The organism is Streptomyces sp. NPDC046866, from assembly GCF_040704625.1.
Taxonomy (GTDB): Bacteria; Actinomycetota; Actinomycetes; order Streptomycetales; family Streptomycetaceae; genus Streptomyces.
Map to the genome: position 1 here is coordinate 1 of NZ_JBEYXN010000050.1, position 17,108 is coordinate 17,108.

The 17,108-nt window shown below is 72.8% G+C and carries 10 protein-coding genes; 3 read left to right on the forward strand and 7 right to left on the reverse strand.

Annotated elements, in window-relative coordinates; all coding sequences use genetic code 11:
• Positions 1 to 166: 166 nt before the first annotated feature.
• The 5 genes from AB0953_RS34670 to AB0953_RS34690 form a co-directional block, all read right to left on the reverse strand.
• On the reverse strand, positions 167 to 1,204 hold the full coding sequence (locus AB0953_RS34670; RefSeq protein ID WP_361920210.1) for a ParA family protein: 1,038 nt from the start codon (positions 1,202 to 1,204) through the stop codon (positions 167 to 169).
• A gap of 458 nt (positions 1,205 to 1,662) precedes the next feature.
• Positions 1,663 to 2,778, reverse strand: a complete 1,116-nt coding sequence (ald, locus tag AB0953_RS34675; protein ID WP_366863590.1) for an alanine dehydrogenase — start codon at positions 2,776 to 2,778, stop codon at positions 1,663 to 1,665.
• Positions 2,779 to 2,930: 152 nt separating this feature from the next.
• A complete protein-coding gene (locus AB0953_RS34680; RefSeq protein WP_366863591.1) occupies positions 2,931 to 4,916 on the reverse strand; it encodes a tetratricopeptide repeat protein in 1,986 nt (661 codons plus the stop codon).
• 729 nt (positions 4,917 to 5,645) lie between these two features.
• Positions 5,646 to 6,272, reverse strand: coding sequence for an NUDIX hydrolase (locus tag AB0953_RS34685; protein WP_366863592.1), 627 nt, complete (start codon positions 6,270 to 6,272; stop codon positions 5,646 to 5,648).
• Positions 6,273 to 6,346: 74 nt separating this feature from the next.
• The gene (locus tag AB0953_RS34690; RefSeq protein WP_366863597.1) at positions 6,347 to 8,014 is read right to left on the reverse strand and encodes a CTP synthase; all 1,668 of its coding nucleotides are present in this window, start codon (positions 8,012 to 8,014) and stop codon (positions 6,347 to 6,349) included.
• Between the two features lie 507 nt (positions 8,015 to 8,521).
• On the opposite strand from AB0953_RS34690, the gene AB0953_RS34695 reads away from it, so the two are divergent.
• Complete coding sequence (locus tag AB0953_RS34695; protein ID WP_366863593.1) at positions 8,522 to 10,327, forward strand: glycoside hydrolase family 15 protein; 1,806 nt, start codon at positions 8,522 to 8,524, stop codon at positions 10,325 to 10,327.
• 128 nt (positions 10,328 to 10,455) lie between these two features.
• A complete protein-coding gene (locus AB0953_RS34700) occupies positions 10,456 to 11,838 on the forward strand; it encodes an FAD-binding oxidoreductase (RefSeq protein WP_366863594.1) in 1,383 nt (460 codons plus the stop codon).
• A 1-nt stretch (position 11,839) separates the two neighbouring features.
• Here the strand turns inward: AB0953_RS34700 and AB0953_RS34705 are convergent, their stop codons facing one another.
• Both AB0953_RS34705 and AB0953_RS34710 read right to left on the reverse strand, forming a co-directional pair.
• The gene (locus AB0953_RS34705) at positions 11,840 to 13,468 is read right to left on the reverse strand and encodes an NAD(P)/FAD-dependent oxidoreductase (protein WP_366863595.1); all 1,629 of its coding nucleotides are present in this window, start codon (positions 13,466 to 13,468) and stop codon (positions 11,840 to 11,842) included.
• 12 nt (positions 13,469 to 13,480) lie between these two features.
• Positions 13,481 to 14,944 (reverse strand): APC family permease, encoded by a 1,464-nt coding sequence (locus tag AB0953_RS34710; protein ID WP_366863598.1) that lies wholly within the window; start codon positions 14,942 to 14,944, stop codon positions 13,481 to 13,483.
• 307 nt (positions 14,945 to 15,251) lie between these two features.
• Between AB0953_RS34710 and AB0953_RS34715 the strand changes: the two genes are divergently transcribed.
• Entirely contained in the window at positions 15,252 to 16,871 is a 1,620-nt protein-coding gene (locus AB0953_RS34715) for a PucR family transcriptional regulator (RefSeq protein ID WP_366863596.1), read from the forward strand.
• Positions 16,872 to 17,108: the final 237 nt, after the last annotated feature.

The window sequence follows — 17,108 nt, forward strand, 5'->3', positions numbered from 1 at the left end:
CGTTCCGGCGGGGTACTGCTTCCAGGCCTCCACCGCCGGCCAGCGGGCGGCGTACGAGCTGGGGCTGACCGGCATACCCGTCTACAACGTGAACACCGCCGCGGCGAGGACGACTGCAGCGCCATCCCCCCGGTCGTGCGGAACAGTTCGTCGGCTCCGGGCAGACTCACTCGGCGTGACACCGGGCGAGCACCTCCCTGGCCAGCTGGCGATAGGCGGCGGCCCCGACGGAGTTGGAGGCGTACGTGGTGATCGGCTCGCCGGCGACCGTGGTCTCCGGGAAGCGGACCGTCCGGCCGATGACCGTGTGGTAGACGTGGTCGTCGAAGGCCTCGACGACGCGCGCCAGCACCTCTCGGCTGTGCACCGTACGGGAGTCGTACATCGTGGCGAGGATGCCGTCGAGCTCCAGCTCCGGGTTGAGGCGCTCCTGGACCTTCTCGATGGTCTCCGTCAGCAACGCGACGCCGCGCAGGGCGAAGAACTCGCATTCCAGCGGGACGATGACCTTGTGGGCCGCCGTCAGGGCGTTCACGGTCAGCAGGCCCAGCGAGGGCTGGCAGTCGATCACGATGTAGTCGTAGTCGTTCATCAGCGGCTTCAGCGCCCGCTGCAGCGTCGACTCGCGCGCGACCTCGCTGACCAGCTGCACCTCGGCGGCGGACAGGTCGATGTTGCTCGGCAGCAGGTCCATGTTCGGGACCGCCGTCTTGAGCAGCACCTCGTCGGCCGACATGCCCCGCTCCATGAGCAGGTTGTAGACCGTGAGGTCGAGTTCCATCGGGTTCACGCCGAGGCCCACGGACAGCGCGCCCTGCGGGTCGAAGTCGACGAGCAGGACGCGCCGTCCGTACTCGGCGAGTGCGGCGCCCAGGTTGATGGTGGACGTGGTCTTGCCCACGCCGCCCTTCTGGTTGCACATCGCGATGATCTTCGCCGGACCGTGGTCGGTCAGCGGACCCGGGATCGGGAAGTACGGCAGCGGCCGTCCGGTCGGGCCGATCCGCTCGCGGCGCTGGCGGGCAGCGTCGGGTGCGAGGGTGGCCGCGTACTCGGGGTCGGGCTCGTACTCCGCGTCGGGGTCGTAGAAGTGCCCCTCGGGCACCTGGTCGTAGTCGGCGAAACCAATGGGCGTATCGCCGCTGTGGTCGCCGGCCGTGGAGTTCACGTCTAGGCCGTCCATGCTCTTTTGGGGCGTCGTCATGTGCTGGTGGTTTGCGAAGGTGCGGACCGCGACGGAGCCGACAGCTTCGAGCCCGGCCGGGTTCCGGTCCCGATCGGGCGTTCCTGCTCGACCACCCCCAGGAGTAAATGTCGACTCATTCACAAGTCGTCTTACCTCCTCGGACGTGACCAGGACACTTATCGATAGGTCAGCGTGGCACCATGCCGACGGTTGGCGACTCTATGGCGTGTCACCGCTCAGCGGCAACACAATCCACCGGACCGCTAACGATGTGTCGGCAAGCGAACACCACTCTGTCAAGGGCGCCCGCGCTGTCACTGTGAAGTTTCGCAGGTGTGCGAAAGGGTTAAAGGGTTACGTTCGACGCGAGTTGAACCGGGCGCGCCGCCGCTCCGCAAACGCGTCCGGCCGGACCTTGCGCGCAAGGTCCGGCCGGAGACGTGAGATTGACGTCAGTCGTTGACGGGGCGTTCGGCTCAGCCGAGGAGGGTGCCCAGCTCGGTGTGCTCGAGGCCGTGGGCCTCGGCGACCGGGCCGTAAACGACCTGGCCGTCATGGGTGTTGAGGCCCAGGGCGAGCGCGGGGTCACGGCGCAGCGCCTCGACCCAGCCGAGGTTCGCGAGCTGCACGATGTAGGGCAGCGTGGCGTTCGTCAGCGCGTAGGTGGAGGTGTTCGGCACCGCGCCCGGCATGTTGGCGACGCAGTAGAAGACCGAGTTGTGGACCTGGAAGGTCGGCTCGGCGTGGGTGGTCGGACGGGAGTCCTCGAAGCAGCCGCCCTGGTCGATGGCAATGTCGACAAGTACACTTCCGGGCTTCATCTTGGCGACGAGCTCGTTGGTGACCAGCTTCGGGGCCTTCGCACCCGGGATCAGTACGGCGCCGATGACGAGGTCGGCCTCGACGACGGCCTTCTCCAGCTCGTAGGCGTTGGAGACGATCGTCTTGACCTTGGTGCCGAAGATCTTGTCGGCCTCGCGCAGCTTGTTGATGTCGCGGTCGAGCAAGGTCACGTGGAAGCCCATGCCGATGGCGATCTGCACGGCATTCCAGCCGGAGACGCCGCCGCCGATGACCACGCACTCGCCGGCGTGGGTGCCGGGGACACCGCCGGGCAGGACGCCGCGGCCGCCGGCCGAGCGCATCAGGTGGTAGGCGCCGACCTGCGGGGCCAGGCGGCCCGCGACCTCGGACATCGGGGCGAGCAGCGGCAGCGCGCGGTTGGCGAGCTCGACCGTCTCGTACGCGATGGCGGTGGTGCCGGACTGCAGCAGGGCGTCCGTGCACTCGCGGGAGGCCGCCAGGTGCAGGTAGGTGAAGAGGGTCTGGTCCTTGCGGAGGCGGTGGTACTCCTCCGCGATGGGCTCCTTGACCTTCAGCAGCAGGTCGGCGGTCTGCCACACCTCGTCCGCCGTGCCGAGGATCTCGGCGCCGGCGGCGACGTACTCGGCGTCCGAGATCGAGGAGCCGACACCGGCGTTCTGCTCGATGAAGACCTGGTGGCCGTTGCGGACCAGCTCATGCACGCCGGCGGGCGTGATGGCGACCCGGAACTCGTTGTTCTTGACCTCGCGGGGGATGCCGACCTTCATCGTCGATCACGGTCCTTGGCTCAGGGGATATAACGGGGCACTTCCATACATACCCGTCCACAAGAGCGCGCAACGGGATGCACCACGAGATGACGTGGTGAAGCCAGTCTAATGAAGGATGAGGCCCTGTCTAGCCTTGCAAACCAATAATCTCAGTCGGAACCACTACGGATTTCGCAGGCTGCGGGGTCGTCTCCCAGCAATCTGTCGGCCGCCGACCGGTGCAGCCGGGCGGCCGCCGGATCACCCAGCCGGTCGAGCGTGTCGGCCAGCCTGACCTGCAGCGCGGCCTGAAGGCGCAGGTCCCCGGCGCGGCGCGCCAGCTCGATCGCCTCGCGGCAGGTGTGCAGCGATTCCTCGGGGCGGCCGGCGTACTCCTGGATGCGGGCCATCTCGCTCAACGCCCTTGCCTGGCCGGGGACATCGGCCAGCTTCCGGTAGCCCGCGGCGGCCGCCCGCCAGCTGCGCATCGCGTCCCCGTACCGGCCCGCGTGGGTGTGGGCGTTGCCGAGCCGCCCGTACAGCCGGGCCTCGTCCGCGCGCTCGCCCCGCGCCAGGGCCTGGGCGAGGGCCCGGCCGAACCAGTCGGCGGCCCGGTGCCAGTCGGCGAGCTCCTGGTAGGCGCCGCCTACGGATTCCATCGCCCGGCCGGTGGCGTACGGGTCGTTCGCTGCGCGTCCCGCGTCCAGGGCGGCCCGGTACCGCTCCAGGGCCTCCTGGGTCCGGCCGGTCTCGGCGTCCAGGTCGGCGAGGTTCAGCAGGGCCGCGGCCTGCTCGCGGTGCAGGCCGCGGCGCTCGGCCACGTCCAGGACCAGGCGGTGGAGCCCGTACAGCTCGGGGGCGGCGGCGGCCGTTCCGCGGTGTGCGGCCAGGGCCCTGACCAGGGCGGCGACCAGGCGGCGGGCCAGGGTGTCCAGGTCGCCGTCGGCCACGGCGAGGGTGGCGGCCGCCGTCAGGCCGGGCAGCCGGGTGTCGAGCCAGGTGGCCGCGGCCCGGCGGTCCGGGAAGCGCAGGGCCCGCGGCAGCCCCTCCAGCACCTCGCGCACCTCCTGTGCGTCCGGTGCCTCTTCTGCCGCGTCGGCCTCGGCCATGACCCGGCAGGAATGCAGCAGGCGCACGGTGCGCTCCAGCATCCGTGCCCGGGCCAGCTGCACCTCGCCGGGGCGCTCCTTGGTCTCCAGCAGGGACCGCAGCAGCGGGGCGAGGCACCCGGGCAGCAGGAACAGCCCGTCGGGCGCGTGCCGTACGAGGCCCAGCGCGGCGAAGTCCTCCAGCGTGGCCTGGGCTGCGGCCACCGAGCAGCCGGCGAGCGCGGAGGCGGTGTGCGAGTCGACGATGCCGGCCGGGGCCAGGGGCAGCAGCCGCAGGGTGCGCTGGGCGGGCTGCGGGAGGGACTCGTAGACGAGGCGGAAGGCGCGGCCGAGCGGGCCGTCGGTGCCGGGCGGCATGTCGTGCAGCTGCTTGGCGGTGTCGGAGACGGAGGCCTTGGGGCGGGCCGCGAGCCAGCCGCCGATCAGGGCGAGCACGGCCGGCATGCCCCCGCACTCCTCGGCGAGGGCCGCGGCGGCGGTGGGGTCGACGGTGATGCGGGTGTCGCCGATCCGGCGGGCCAGCATCCCGACGGCGGAGGGGGTGTCGAGGCCGCCGAGGGTGCAGGGGCGCACGTCCGGGATCCCGGTGAGCGGGCCCTCGGCGGTGAGGACGACCAGGCACTCGGGGGTGTCCGGGAGCAGGGCGTCGACCTGGTAGGGATCGGCGGCGTCGTCGACGAGCAGGATCGCGCGCTTGCCGGCCAGGGCTGCGCGCAGGGCGGAGCTGAGCTCGTCCTCGGCGGCGCCGGGCGGGGTGGGCAGGCCGAGCCCCTCCAGGAGGGTGCGCAGGGCGCGCTCGGTGGTGACGGCCTCGCCGCCGGGGAGGGTGAGGCGGACGCGCAGCAGCCCGTCGGGGTAGTCGGCGGCGACCTCGCGGACCAGGGCCTCGGCGAGGGCGGTGCGGCCGGAGCCGGGGCGTCCCGCGATGAGGAGGAGGCGGGCGCGGGGGGCCTTGGCCTTGCGGCCCGAGAGGGTGTCCAGGCCCGTGCGCGCAATGTCCTCGCGCAGCTCCTTCAGCTCGCGCCGCCGCCCGACGAAATCCGCCACGGATCCGCTCCTCTCCCTGCCTTCGGGGTGCGAGCGTAGTTCACGCAGAGCGACGGCCCGTGGGGAGCGCGGCGGTCACGTCCCCCGACCGGATCAACAGATGTTCACACCGCCCCCCATCCGGCCCATGCCGGCGCCTCGGGCCGCTGGCCTGCCGGGCGGCCTTGGCGGCTGGCACCGGGGCCGGGGGCCCGGGCCGGGCCGGGCCGGGCCGGGCCGGCGGACCCGTCGTGGTGCGGACCCCGGGGCGGTGCGGCCCCGGGGCGGTGCGAGCCGCGGGGCGGTGGGGCTGCCGCTGCGCGGAGCCGTTCCCGCCTCCCCGCCCCTTCCCGAAACCGGGGCTCCGCCCCGGACCCCACCTCGGACCGGCGAGCCCGGGAAAGACGCCGCGGGCGCAGGCCGGGACCGGCTCCGCCCCGGACCCGCGCCCCGGACGCCGGCGAGGCCGGACCGGCGGGGATCGCCGGGAAGACGCCGCCCTCAGGCCTCGCACGCCGGGCCGCCCGGGGCTCTGCCCCAGACCCGCGCCCCGGACACGGCAGCGCCGGGCCGGCGCGGGTCGCCGGGAAGACGCCGCCCTCAGGCCTCGCACGCCGGGCCCGCACCGGGGCTCCGGACTCGGCGGCGCCGGACCGGCGCGGGTTGCCGGGGAGGCGCTGGTGTCAGGACTCGCACGGGCGGGGGGCGGGCGGGCCGGGGCTCGGGCGCCGGCGTCGGAGAGGGGCGCGGTCAGGCCTCGTACGGTCGGGCCGGCCAGGGGGCCTGGGGCGGGCGGAGGGCTTCGATGCCGTCGCCCGCCAGCGCGGCGGACAGGGCGAGGACGCCCGTGACCAGGCCGGGGTTGCCCAGTTCGCCGGCCAGGACGCCGCGGACCAGGTCCGCGAGCGGGACCCGGGCCACCTCCATGTCGGCCTCCTCCTCCGAGGCCGAGAACCGCTCCCCCTCCGCCTCCGCGAGGTCCCGCGCCAGGAAGATCCGGATCGCCTCGTCCGAGCCTCCGGGGGAGGCGAAGAAGTCCACCAGCACCCGCCAGTCCTCCGCCTTGACGTGCGCCTCCTCGTACAGCTCCCGCTGCGCCGCGCGCAGCGGGTTCTCCCCCGGCACGTCCAGCAGCCCGGCCGGCAGCTCCCACAGCCTGTGCCGCACCGGGTGCCGGTACTGGCGCAGCACCAGCACCGCGCCGTCCGCGTCCAGCGCCAGCACGCACACGGAGCCCGGGTGCGCCTGGTAGTCGCGGGTGACCACCGAGCCGTCGGGCATCCGGACCTCGTCCGTGACGACCGCCGTCTTCTTCCCCTCGAAGGGCCGCCGGCTCGACAGCGTCTCCCACGACTCGGCCGTGTCCTTGATGTTCATTCCGCGAAGCCCTCCGAACGCGCGACAGCCGGGACACGGATGCCCGTGTCCCGGCCGTCTACGTTATGCGCTCGTCAGCGGGCCGCCTGCTGGCGCTCCACGGCCGCCTTCACCAGGCCCGCGAACAGCGGGTGCGGGCGGGTCGGGCGGGAGCGGAGCTCCGGGTGGGCCTGGGTGGCCACCAGGTACGGGTGCACCTCGCGCGGGTACTCGACGTACTCGACGAGCTTGTTGTCCGGGGAGGTGCCGGAGAAGACGATGCCGGCCTTCTTCTCGAGCTCGCCGCGGTAGGCGTTGTTCACCTCGTAGCGGTGGCGGTGGCGCTCGTCCACGTACGCGTCGCCGTAGACCTCGCGCACGATCGAGCCCTCGGCCAGCTTGGCCGTGTACATGCCCAGACGCATGGTGCCGCCCAGGTCGCCCGCGCCCTCGACGAAGGCGAGCTGCTCCTCCATGGTCGAGATGACCGGGTGCGGGGTGGAGGCGTCGAACTCGGTGGAGTTCGCCTCCGGGATGCCCGCCAGGTTCCGCGCGGCCTCGATCACCACGCACTGCAGGCCCAGGCACAGGCCCAGCAGCGGGATCTTGTTCTCGCGGGCGTAGGTGATCGCGCCGACCTTGCCGTTCACGCCGCGGTCGCCGAAGCCGCCGGGGACGCAGATGGCGTCGACGTCGGACAGCTGCGCCGCCGCACCGGCGGGGGTCTTGCAGTCGTCGGAGGTGACCCACTTGATCTGGACGCGGGCCCGGTTGGCGAAACCGCCGGCGCGCAGCGCCTCGGTCACCGACAGGTAGGCGTCGGGCAGGTCGATGTACTTGCCGACGAGCGCGACCTTGACCTCGTGGTCGGGGTTGTGGACCCGGTCGAGCAGGTCCTCCCAGACCGTCCAGTCCACGTCGCGGAACGGCAGGTCGAGCTTGCGCACGACGTAGGCGTCGAGGCCCTCGGTGTGCAGCACCTTCGGGATGTCGTAGATCGACTTGGCGTCGATGGCGGCGACCACGGCGGCCTCGTCCACGTCGCACATCAGCGAGATCTTGCGCTTGATGGACGTCGGGACGTCGCGGTCGGCGCGCAGCACGATCGCGTCGGGCTGGATGCCGATGTTGCGCAGGGCGGCGACCGAGTGCTGGGTCGGCTTGGTCTTCAGCTCGCCGGAGGGGCCGATGTAGGGCAGCAGCGAGATGTGTACGACGAAGACGTTGTCGCGGCCCACCTCGTGGCGGACCTGGCGGACGGTCTCCAGGAACGGCAGCGACTCGATGTCGCCGACCGTGCCGCCGACCTCCGTGATGACGACGTCGACGTCCTCGGTCGCCATCCGGCGGATGCGGTGCTTGATCTCGTTGGTGATGTGCGGGATGACCTGCACGGTGTCACCGAGGTACTCGCCGCGGCGCTCCTTGGCGATCACCGTCGAGTAGACCTGGCCGGTGGTGACGTTGGCCGAGCCGTCGAGGTCGACGTCGAGGAAGCGCTCGTAGTGGCCGATGTCCAGGTCGGTCTCGGCGCCGTCGTTGGTGACGAAGACCTCGCCGTGCTGGAACGGGTTCATCGTGCCCGGGTCGACGTTCAGGTACGGGTCGAGCTTCTGCATGGTGACCCGCAGGCCGCGCGCCTTCAGCAGCGCACCCAGGCTGGAGGCCGTCAGGCCCTTGCCGAGGGAGGAGGCGACACCCCCGGTGACGAAGATGTGCTTGGTCGTCATGGCTGTGCTGTTTCGAAAAGCAGCGGGCGGCATCGCCAAGAGGGGGCTCCCGTGGTCGCGAAGTGAGGTGCTTCCGGCGCCGGCCACCGTCGAACCGGAAGGTCTCAGGGGGCGCCGAAGCTGCGGTTTCGGGGTGCCTGATGCGCACAGGCAGACCACCGGTCCACGGGGTACCAGCCTATCAGCGCCCGGGCCGCTCCGCCTCCGGGCACGCCCCCGGGCACGCCCCGCGACGGCTGCCTGACAGGCTGCGACGGGCGCCCGTACAGCAGGTCCCGGCCACGTCGTGGCCGGTCGGCGCCGTCCTCACCCGTTCGGCCCAGCGCCATTCTCCCGAGACTTCAGGGGATCACTAGGGTGCCGTCATATCCTGCTCGGATATCGCTCCACATCGCCGCCGAGCAGTCCGGCAGACGGCGTAACCCGGCCGCATCCGGAATCATGAGCTCAGTGCGGGGATCCCACACACGACAAAACCGCGCAACCGCGCATTGCAAGCGCCCTTCGGGGCGGACGTGGCCGTTCGACTGGAGAAGCAACGTGTCCGGGCGCATCGAGGATTACGCACTGATCGGCGACACGCAGACCGCCGCCCTGGTCTGCCGGGACGGGTCGGTGGACTGGCTGTGTCTGCCGCGTTTCGACTCCCATGCCGTCTTCGCCGGCCTGCTGGGCACCGAGGACCACGGTTTCTGGCGGATCGGCCCGGCCTTCCCCGAGGGGACGCCGGCGCCGCGCGCCGACCGCCGCCGCTACCAGGGCGACACGCTCGTGCTGGAGTCGGAGTGGGACACCCCCGGCGGCACCGTCCGCGTCATCGACTTCATGCCGCCCCGCGAGGACCACGCGCCGCAGCTGGTCCGCATCGTCGAGGGCGTCAGCGGGCAGGTCCAGGTGCAGTCGGCGCTGCGCATGCGGTTCAGCTACGGGCGCGTCGTGCCCTGGGTGCACAAGGTCGACGGGCGCACCGTCGCCGTCGCCGGCCCGGACTCGGTCTGGCTGGACAGCGAGGCGCCGACGTACGGCCAGGACCTGACGACGTACTCCGACTTCACGGTGGCGGCCGGCGACCGGATCGCCTTCTGCATCAGCTGGCAGGCCTCCCACAAGGGCGCCCCGGAGACCCCGGACGCCGAGGGGGCGCTCGCCGCGACCACCGTGTTCTGGCGCGAATGGGTCGACAACTGTACGTACCACGGGCCCTACCGGGAAGCCGTGATCCGCTCCCTGATCACCCTCAAGGCGCTGACGTACGGGCCCACCGGCGGCATCGTGGCCGCGCCCACCACCTCCCTGCCGGAGGAGATCGGCGGCGTCCGGAACTGGGACTACCGCTACACCTGGCTGCGCGACGCCGCCATCACCCTCTCCTCGCTGCTGCGCACCGGCTACCGCGAGGAGGCCCAGGCGTGGCGCGAGTGGCTGCTGCGGGCGGTGGCCGGAGACCCCGACAACCTCCAGATCATGTACGGGATCGCCGGCGAGCGGGAGCTCGGCGAGACCGAGCTGGACTGGCTGCCCGGCTACGAGAACTCCCGCCCGGTCCGGGTGGGCAACGGGGCCGCGCACCAGCTCCAGCTGGACGTCTACGGCGAGGTCACCGAGGCCCTGCACCTGGGCCACATGACGGGTCTGGCTCGCAACGACTACGCGTCCGACCTGCAGCTGAAGCTGATCCGCTACCTGGAGTCCCACTGGGACCAGCCGGACGAGGGCATCTGGGAGGTGCGCGGCCCGCGGCGGCACTTCGTGCACTCCAAGGTGATGGCCTGGGTCGCGGTGGACCGCACGATCAAGCTGATCGAGAGCGGCGACGCGGAGGGGCCGCTGGAGCGGTGGCGCGAGCTGCGCGACGAGATCCACCAGGACGTGTGCGAGAAGGGCTACGACAAGGAGCGCAACACCTTCACCCAGTCGTACGGGTCGAAGGAGCTGGACGCCTCCCTGCTGCTGATCCCGCAGATGGGCTTCCTGCCGCCGGACGACAAGCGGGTCATCGGCACGATCGAGGCGATCCAGCGCGAGCTGTCCACGCCGGACGGCTTCATCCTGCGCTACCCGACGGCGGGCGAGGAGGCCGGCGTGGACGGCCTGGAGGGCGACGAGGGCGCCTTCCTCGCCTGCTCGTTCTGGATGGCGGACGACCTGGCCATGATCGGCCGTGTCGACGAGGCCCGCCACCTCTTCGAGAAACTGCTGGCCCTGCGCAACGACCTGGGGCTGCTGGCGGAGGAGTGGGACCCGCGGCTCAAGCGCCAGGTGGGCAACTTCCCGCAGGCGTTCAGCCACGTCCCCCTGATCGACACGGCCCTGCGGCTCACCGCGAGCGGCGCGTACGGGGGCTGAGCACGCGGGCTGAGCCGGCGGCTGAGCGGCCGCTGCCGGACGCCCCCGGCCGGAACGACGCGCCGGGCAGGGGGAGGGCGCCTAGGCTGGAAAGGTCCTTTGCCCTCCTTCCGGAAGGAGGGGTCCCCATGGCGCCCCTCTCCAAGGCGGGGACGGCCCTGGCCGCGCTCCGCGAGGATCTGGCAGGCGAGGTCTTCGCCCCCGGCGACCCGGGGTACGACGAGGCCCGGCGCGTCTTCAACGCCATGATCGACCGTAGGCCGGCCGTCATCGCGCAGTGCGACAGCGTCGCGGACGTGGTCACCGCGGTGCGGTTCGCCCGGGACCTGGACCTGCCGGTCGCGGTGCGCGGCGGCGGCCACAGCGTCGCCGGGATGGCCCTCAACGACGGCGGTGTGGTGGTGGACCTGCGCCGGATGAACGAGGTCACCGTCCACCCGGCCGCCAAGGCGGTACGGCTGGGGGGCGGAGCCACCATGGGCCACCTGGACCGCGCCTGCCTGCCCTACGACCTGGCCACCCCGGGCGGCCGGGTCTCCACCACCGGAGTGGGCGGCTTCGTCCTGGGCGGCGGCGACGGCTGGCTCTCGCGCGCCTTCGGGCTGGCCTCCGACAACCTGCTGGGCGTCGAGCTGGTCACCGCCGACGGCACGGTCGTGGAGGCCACCGCCGAGGAGCGGCCCGACCTGTTCTGGGCGCTGCACGGCGGCGGCGGCAACTTCGGCGTCGCGACGGCGCTGACCCTGCGCCTGCACGACCTGCCGGCCCTGTCCATCGCCATGATGTTCTGCCTGCCGGAGTACGGGCCGCAGGTGATCGCCACGTTCCGGGAGATCGTCGAGTCGGGCCCGGCAGAGACGGGCGGCGCCGCGCTCTACCTCACCGGCCCGCCGGAGGAGTTCCTGCCGGAGCACCTGGTGGGCCAACGGCTGTGCGGCGCGCTGCTGGTGTACCCCGGCCCCGAGGACCGGCTGCGCAAGCTGGCGGAGCCCCTGCTGGCGGTCCCGCACGAGGCGGAGATCGTCACGGCCATCCCGTACGCGGAGCTGCAGTGCATGCTGGACGACCCGCCCGGGATGCGGAACTACTGGTCGGCGGAGTACCTCACCGGCGTGCCGGACGCCTTCGTGGACGCGTTCTGCGCGCTGGGCGAGGCGATGCCGGTCCCCACGGGCACCCAGCACCTGGTGTGGCCGCAGGGCGGCGCCATCGCCGAGGGCGCGGGCGACTGGCCGCTCGGGCACCGGGACGCGGCGTGGGCGGTGCACCCGTTCGGGATCTGGGAGGAGCCGGCGGAAGACGAGCGGATCCGGGAGTGGGTCCGGGACGTGCGCGCCGGGGTCGCTCCCTGGAGCACCGGCGCGACGTACCTCAACTTCATCGGCGACGAGGGCGCCGAGCGGGTGATGGCCGGCGTGGGCGCCGACAACTACCGGCGCCTGGCCGAGGTGAAGCGGGAGTACGACCCGGAGAACGTCTTCCGCTTCAACCACAACATCCGGCCGCTCTAGCTCAGGCCAGGGCGGCGATCACCTCCCGCGCCGCCCGCTCGCCCTCGGTGGCCCCGCCCTCCATGAAGCCCTGGAAGTCGTAGCTGCAGTGCTCGCCGCCGATGTGGACGTTGCCCTGCGCGGTGCCCTCGTACTTGGCGTAGCGGTGCAGGTAGCCGGTGGGCCAGTACGAGTAGGCGCCCAGGGAGTACGGGTTGCGGTGCCAGGCGGAGAGCTGGGCCCGCCCGGTCCACACGGCCTTGGTGCCCGGGAAGAAGGAGTCGACGCCGCTCAGCACACGGCCGGCGAGGTCGCGGACGTACGGGTCGGCCTCGGTGGCGAAGGGGCTTCCCGGGGTGAGCGCCCCGGCGGGGGAGCCGCCGCCGTACTGGAGCAGGATGCCGCCGCTGCCGGGCTGGACCTTGGTGGTGTCCCAGGTCTGCTGGACGGGCGAGTCGGTGAAGCAGTCGCCCGCGGAGACGCCGGGCCAGGGGCCGGTGCCGCGCCAGGGGCGGGCGGTGAACTGCATGTTGAGCTTGGTGCAGTAGCCCATCCGGGCATCACGCAGGAGGTTCCTCATGAGGGGGTCGAAGCCGGCGGCCGTGGTGTCGATGCGCTGGAGGATCGGCAGGGGCACGCACAGCACGGTGTGGTCGGCGGTGGCGGTCCGCACGGCGCCGGAGTCGTCGAAGGTGAGGGTCTGGGTGCCGTCGGCGTTGGCCCGTACGGCGACCAGCTCGCGGCCCATGACCAGCGTGCCGGGGTTGAGGGCGGCGGCGATGGCGTTCGGGAGGCGGTCGTTGCCGCCGGTGATGTGGTAGCGCTCGTTGGACAGGCCCCAGACGTTGAAGTTGCCGGGGTTGGGCTGGTAGCCCATCAGCAGGACCAGGGCGAGGGCGGACTGCGCCTGCGTGTCGGCGCCGTACTCGACGGCGTAGGCCACGTCGATGAACCGGCCGAGCCGGGAGCCGTGGCCGCCGGGGACGCGGGTCTCGATCCATTCGTACAGGGTCATGTTGTCGAGGGCCGTGCCCGCGGGGGTGGAGGAGTTCCAGGAGACCTCGCCGGAGTCCTGGAGGTCGCGGTGCAGGGCCTGGTAGACGGCCTTGAAGTCCTCGTCGGCCTGGGTGCGGGAGTAGTAGCCGCCGTTGAACCAGAGGACCTCCTCCGCCCCGTTGGGGCCGCCGCCGAGGAAGTCCTCGGTGGGCAGGTTGAAGCGGCGGCACAGCTCCAGGATCTTCTTGTGGCTGGTGTCGATCAGCTCTCCGCCGATCTCGGAGGTCTGGCCGTACGCCCAGTGGTCGCGCTGGGTCCACATGCGGCCGCCGACGCGGGCGGGGTTGGCCTCGTACAGGGTGCACGGGACGCCCGCGTCCTGGAGGGTGAGGGCGGCGGTCAGGCCGGAGATGCCGGCGCCGACGACGGCGACGCGGACGGGGCCGGAGGGCCTCTTGGCGGGGGCGGGCGCGGGGGCGGCGTACGCGGCGGCGGAGGAGGCCAGTGCGGTGCCGAGGCCGAGGGCGGCGGCCCGCCCGAGGAGTTCGCGGCGGGTGGAGCCGCGGACCTCGGCGGCGGGCAAGCCGAGCCGGCGGGCGGCGGCGTGTTCGGCGGCGAGCCGGCGCAGGGCGTGCATGAGGGGGGTACGGGCCATGGCGGTGGCTCCTTATCGGACGTGCGCGGCGGTGGGGTCGGACGGGGCGGCGGGGTCCGGCAGGGCGGCGGAGCCGTCGCGCTCGGCGGAGTCCTCCAGGACGATGCGGCCGATGACCTCGTAGCGCTCGGGGGCCTTGTACTTGAGCCAGAACCCCAGGGCCAGGCCGCCGAAGAAGACCGCGCCGACGATCCAGGGGATCAGCTTGAAGAAGAGGGAGCCGGCGGCGGCGCCGGCCGCGGTCTCCATGTTGAGCACCAGCAGGACCACGACGGCGGTCATCCCGATCCCGCCGAGCAGCGGTGCGGTGAAGGTCCTGAACCAGTGCCGGTCCTCGGGGTGGTTCTTGCGGAAGTAGCCGATGACCGCGAAGGAGCACAGGGTCTGCACGATCAGGATCGCCATGGTGCCGAGGATCGCGAGCAGCGTGTAGAGGTGCAGGTACGGGTCCTGGCCGGTGAGCCGGAAGCCGGCGACGAGGCCGACGGCGATGACGGTCTGCACGACGGAGGCGACGTACGGGGAGCCGTGGCGGGAGTGGGTGCGGCCGAGGGCGGGGTGCAGGAAGCCCTCGCGGCCGATGGCGTACAGGTAGCGGGCGGCGCACTGGTGGAAGGCCATGCCGCAGGCGAAGGAGCCGGTGAGCAGCAGCCACTGGAAGGCGTCGACGGCCCAGGCGCCGATGAAGGTCCTGGTCGGGGCGAAGAACAGGTCGAGCGGACTGGCGGAGGCGGAGAGGGCGACGGACGCGTCGAGCCCGTTGCCTGCGATGGTCATCCAGGAGACGTAGATGTAGAAGAGGCCGACGCCGACGACGGAGATCAGCGTGGCGCGGGGGATGACGCGCTTGGGTTCGCGGGACTCCTCCCCGTACATGGCGGTGGACTCGAAGCCGACCCAGGACCAGAAGGCGAAGAACAGGCCGAGGCCGGCGGAGGTGCCGGTGAAGGCGTTCTTCGGGTTGACCGGCTCGACGGGGATCCCGTCCGGGCCGCCTCCGGCGACCAGGACGGCGGTGGCCACCGCGAAGAGGACGGCGATCTCCGCGACGAGCATCACCCCGAGGGCCTTGGCGGTGAGGTTGATGTCGAAGTGGGCGAGGACGGCGATGACGGCGAGCATGGCGGCCGCGTAGACGACCCAGGGCAGGTCGACGCCGAGCTGGTCGTGGACGGTGGTCTGGGCGAAGTAGGAGAAGACGCCGACGATCGAGGCCTCGAAGACGACGTACGCGAGGACCGCGAGCATGCCGGAGGCCATGCCGGCGATCCGGCCCAGGCCGTGCGAGATGTACCCGTAGAAGGCGCCGGCGGCGGTGATCCGCTTGGCCATGGCGACGTAGCCGACCGCGAAGACGGTCAGGACGGCGGTCGCGAAGAGGTATCCGGCCGGGGCGCCGGTGCCGTTGCCGAAGCCGACGGCGATGGGGAGGTTGCCGGTCATGGCGGTGATGGGGGCGGCGGTGGCGACCGCCATGAACACCACCCCGACCAGGCCGACGGAGTTGGCCTTGAGGCGCTGGACCTGCGGGGGTCCGGCCGGGGGGTACGGGGAGGGGGACGGGGCGGGGGATCTGCCGGTGGTGCCTGCGCTCATGGCGAAGACCTCGTTCCTGTCGGAGGGGCGCCACTGTGGCGTGTACGTGATGCACGCCACAATCGGCACGCGGTCCGATAATCTCCGTGGAGAGCCGACGAGTTGTCGGGCCGGAAGGGGGCAACTCGGGCCCCGTGACCGGCCGGTGATGTGCCGGCAACCTTTGCGGGCGGTAGCGTCCCACGCCATGGAGAACCAGGGCGGGATCACCGTTCAGCGGGCGCTCGAGCTGCCCGGGCTGCGCAGCGGGCTGCCGGAGGTCGTGGCCTGCGCCGACCGGCTCGGCCGTACCGTGCGCTGGGTGCACGCGGGAGAGGTGCCGAACATCGCATCCCTGCTCAAGGGCGGGGAGTTGCTGCTGACCACCGGCCTGGGGCTGGGCACCCGCCCCGCCGAGCAGCGGGCCTTCGTACGCCGCCTCGCGGAGCGGGGGATCGCCGCGCTCGTCGTCGAACTGGGGCCGCGCTTCACCCGGCTCCCGGCGCCCCTCGTCGAAACGGCGCGGGCGGCCGGCCTGCCGCTGGTGCAGCTGCACCGCGAGGTCCCGTTCGTCACGGTGACGGAGGAGGTCCACACCGAGATCGTCAACGGGCACTACGCACTGCTCCAGCGGGCCGAGGAGGTCCACCGGCGCTGCACCGAGGCCCTGCTCAGCGGCGGCGGCATCCCGCAGGTGCTGCGCATCCTGGCCGACTTCACGGCCAACCCGGTGTTCCTGGAGACCCCCGACGGCCAACTCCTCTACGGGGCGGGCCCGGTGGGCGCCGAGGCCGCGGCGGACCCGCTCCAGGTGTGGGAGGGGCTGCGCGGGCAGCGCGAGGTGGAGCCGTCCGCGCACGCGGTGGTCGTCGACGTCCCCGGCGGCGGGCACGGCACCGGCTCCGTCCGGGCTCGGCTCGTGCTGCTCGGCGTCTCGGCTCCGCTGCTCCCGGTGCACCGGATGGCGGCCGAGCGGACGGCGGGCGTGCTCGCGGTCGTGCTGATGCAGGCACGACAGGAGGAGGAGCTCGCCGCCCGCGGCCGCGGCGACTTCCTCACCGACCTGGCCGAGGGCCGCATCTCCGCCGAGGACGCCCCGGCGCAGGCGCGGGTGCTCGGCTTCAAGCCGGGGGCGGGGCCGCTGCTGCCGGTGGTGATGCGGCTGTCGACGGACCTCGGCCCGTCGGGGAACTGGGCGGTGCTCGCCCGCGCCGTGCTGGAGGAACTGGCCTCGGTCGGGGTGCCGGTGCTGCTCGGGGTGCGGCCGGTGGAGGGGCGGGTACCGCTGCTGGTGTCCCTGCGCACCGAATCCGAGCGGACCGCCGTCGCCGACCGGGTCGCGGCCGCCCTGCGGGCCGGGGTGGAGCGGGCCGGGCTGGACCGGGCCGCCGCCCCGCCGGCCGTGGTGGTCGGCGTCGCCGGCAGCTGGGCCGCCGCCTCCGCCGGGCTGCGGCACGCCGCGGAGACCGCCACCGCCGCGCACGGGCTGCCGGCGCGGCCGTGGTACGACGCGCGGCGGCTCGACATCGACCTGCTGCTGTGGCGGCTGCGGGAGCATCCCGACCTGGCGGCGTTCGTGGACCGGGCGATCGGGGCCCTGCGGGTCCACGACGCCGCCTCGCGGCCGCCGCTGCTGCCGACCCTGGAGACGTACCTGGCCCATGCGGGCCGCAAGGCCGAGACCGCGCGGGAGCTGCACCTGAACCGGCAGACCCTGTACAACCGCCTGGCCCGCATCTCGGAGCTCCTCGGCACCGACCTGGACGACCCGGAAACGGTCCTCTCCCTGAGCCTGGCCCTCCGCGCCCGCCGCCACGCCCCTTCTTGACGTGCCGCTCGCACCGCTCGGTGCCGGGGCGCCTCACGGGCTTCGCGGCGCTGCGGCGGACTCCGTCCGGCGGGCGTGGGGCGGCGGCCCGCCCCTGGCTCCCGCTGCGCGGAGCCCGTCCCCTCCCCGCCCCTTCCCGAAACCGGGCTCCGCCCGGACCCGGTTCCGGGCGCTGCGCGCCCGGTGCGCTCAAACGCCGCGCGGGCTGGATCCATCCAGCCTCGCCGGCGTTTGAGG

Excerpts from the sequence above, each read along its gene's own strand:
- AB0953_RS34690 (WP_366863597.1), bottom strand. The coding sequence starts at position 8,014 with ATGCCGCCCGCTGCTTTTCGAAACAGCACAGCCATGACGACCAAGCAC.
- AB0953_RS34685 (WP_366863592.1), bottom strand. The coding sequence starts at position 6,272 with ATGAACATCAAGGACACGGCCGAGTCGTGGGAGACGCTGTCGAGCCGG.
- AB0953_RS34715 (WP_366863596.1), top strand. The coding sequence starts at position 15,252 with ATGGAGAACCAGGGCGGGATCACCGTTCAGCGGGCGCTCGAGCTGCCC.
- AB0953_RS34710 (WP_366863598.1), bottom strand. The coding sequence starts at position 14,944 with ATGGCGGTCGCCACCGCCGCCCCCATCACCGCCATGACCGGCAACCTC.
- AB0953_RS34705 (WP_366863595.1), bottom strand. The coding sequence starts at position 13,468 with ATGGCCCGTACCCCCCTCATGCACGCCCTGCGCCGGCTCGCCGCCGAA.
- AB0953_RS34670 (WP_361920210.1), bottom strand. The coding sequence starts at position 1,204 with ATGACGACGCCCCAAAAGAGCATGGACGGCCTAGACGTGAACTCCACG.
- AB0953_RS34700 (WP_366863594.1), top strand. The coding sequence starts at position 10,456 with ATGGCGCCCCTCTCCAAGGCGGGGACGGCCCTGGCCGCGCTCCGCGAG.
- ald (WP_366863590.1), bottom strand. The coding sequence starts at position 2,778 with ATGAAGGTCGGCATCCCCCGCGAGGTCAAGAACAACGAGTTCCGGGTC.